The organism is Helicobacter bilis ATCC 51630 (genome assembly GCF_000686565.1).
GTDB lineage: Bacteria > Campylobacterota > Campylobacteria > Campylobacterales > Helicobacteraceae > Helicobacter_A > Helicobacter_A bilis.
In genome coordinates this window covers 1-1,660 of the sequence record NZ_JMKW01000112.1, presented here as the reverse complement: position 1 = coordinate 1,660, position 1,660 = coordinate 1, and the positions used below count along the sequence as shown (strand labels likewise).

General features: G+C 31.6%; 2 protein-coding genes. One reads left to right on the top strand and one right to left on the bottom strand.

Annotated elements, in window-relative coordinates:
* Positions 1–1,271 precede the first annotated feature (1,271 nt).
* Positions 1,272–1,448 carry a hypothetical protein gene (locus T368_RS15780; RefSeq protein WP_155116626.1) on the top strand — a complete coding sequence of 59 codons (177 nt, stop codon included), beginning with the start codon at positions 1,272–1,274 and terminating at the stop codon, positions 1,446–1,448.
* Here T368_RS15780 and T368_RS15995 read toward each other — a convergent pair.
* Positions 1,445–1,660, bottom strand: a 216-nt coding sequence (locus T368_RS15995; protein ID WP_034595283.1) for a PKD domain-containing protein, incomplete at its 5' end; no start/stop codon positions are given. The genes T368_RS15780 and T368_RS15995 overlap by 4 nt on opposite strands.

Here is a 1,660-nt window from a genome sequence, read left to right as displayed (position 1 = left end):
CCCAAAACCCTAACCGACATTTTTTTCATTGTCAAGTCGCTTTATTTACTCTAAGTTGAAATAAAAAAGGTGGGCTTGGCAAAATACCCATTCATTTTAATTGTAATTTATTTGCCTCCAAATCCCCAAAAAACCGATATTTTCTCTAGTTTCGTAAGTTTATAAGAGTTAGCTAGAAAAAATTTTTAAAAATTATATGCTTATGTGTAATATTGTAACTTATATAATGATGAGTTAGCACAAGTGGGTAAGCATGAGTTTTTATAAGGGCAAAAATTTCCCTTGTGTGTTGTGTTCTTAGTGATTGCAATGCGTAAATATGCTTTATAACCTAGCTTAAATAAAGCTTTATTGAAAACTTAAGAATAGCTTAAAATTTCATTGCTAGAATTACAATTCTATCCAAAGTCCGCAAAATAGGGCATAAAATGTATATGTGTGTCAAAATTTGTGTCATCGGTGTATTTTTTGTGTCATTTATGTGTGATAGAAAATCTTAAAGAATGAGATAAGTTGCAGAGAGATTGAAATATTTAAGGCTTTTATGGCTTGTGTGATTGGCTCTTTTGAAATTGTCTTGCTTTGATTGGCTTTTGTGTATAATGTAAAGGCTAGTGTGATTTATGTTTGCATGATTTAGGGTTTTTTGTATTATTTGTGTAATTTTGGCTGATATTCCACTGAAACAAGGCTAAACTCGGCTAAAATAGGCTACATTGGCTAGTTTTTGCTTTTTTGACAGGAATTACACTTAAATCTGCCAAACTTGCATAAATGGCTTTGCATTTTCTTGCAATTTTGTTAAATTCTCGAGCTGTTTGCTTCATTTCATAGTGTTTTTGTCAAAGAAACTCACAAACAATTTTTTTTATATGTTCTCTCTCACATATCACTATCAATAAACATGTAAAATATAAAAATCTTCTAAAATGTGGCGTGTGAATTGCAAGGCTTTGAGAATGCCAAAATTGCAATTTTGGCTTTCAAGTGTGGCGTGAAGTTGAAATGGCACAGAATCTAATAAAGATGTTTTACTTCCGCTCAACATGACAAAAAACAGATTCTAAAACCTAAAATGTGGCGTGAATAAAACACGCAAACACAAAGACACAGAAACATTGATAAACAAACAAAACGCATAAATTTAGATTTTTAGCTTTAAATGTGGCGTGGCAAATATGGCAGCATAAACGATAAAATGTATCGCCATGACTTGCTTTGCAAGGGTCGCAATGACTACTATAAATAATTCAAACCTTTAAATGTAGCGTGTGAGCTTAGAAAAGGTCGCACTAGCTTGCATAGAATCTAAACTAAACAATACAGAATCTAGACAAAAACAACAAAAAAAACAAGATAAGATTCTAAACGCAGCAGAATCTAACACACAAAAACATATAAAACAAGATTCCACAACACATTTAAACACTAACAAAACACACACTTAACACACCAATATCTCTAAATCCCTAAAGTATTCTTTCATCACAAATTTATCTTGGCTTTTATCATTGATATAGTCTTTATTCTCAACTTCTACTAAGGCTTTTAACCTTACATTATACGAGCCTTCTTTGCTGAATGATTTGAGTATATTATCCTTTTGACTACTCACTTCACCATCTCCAAAATCCCATTCAACTTCTACTAACTCAATAGA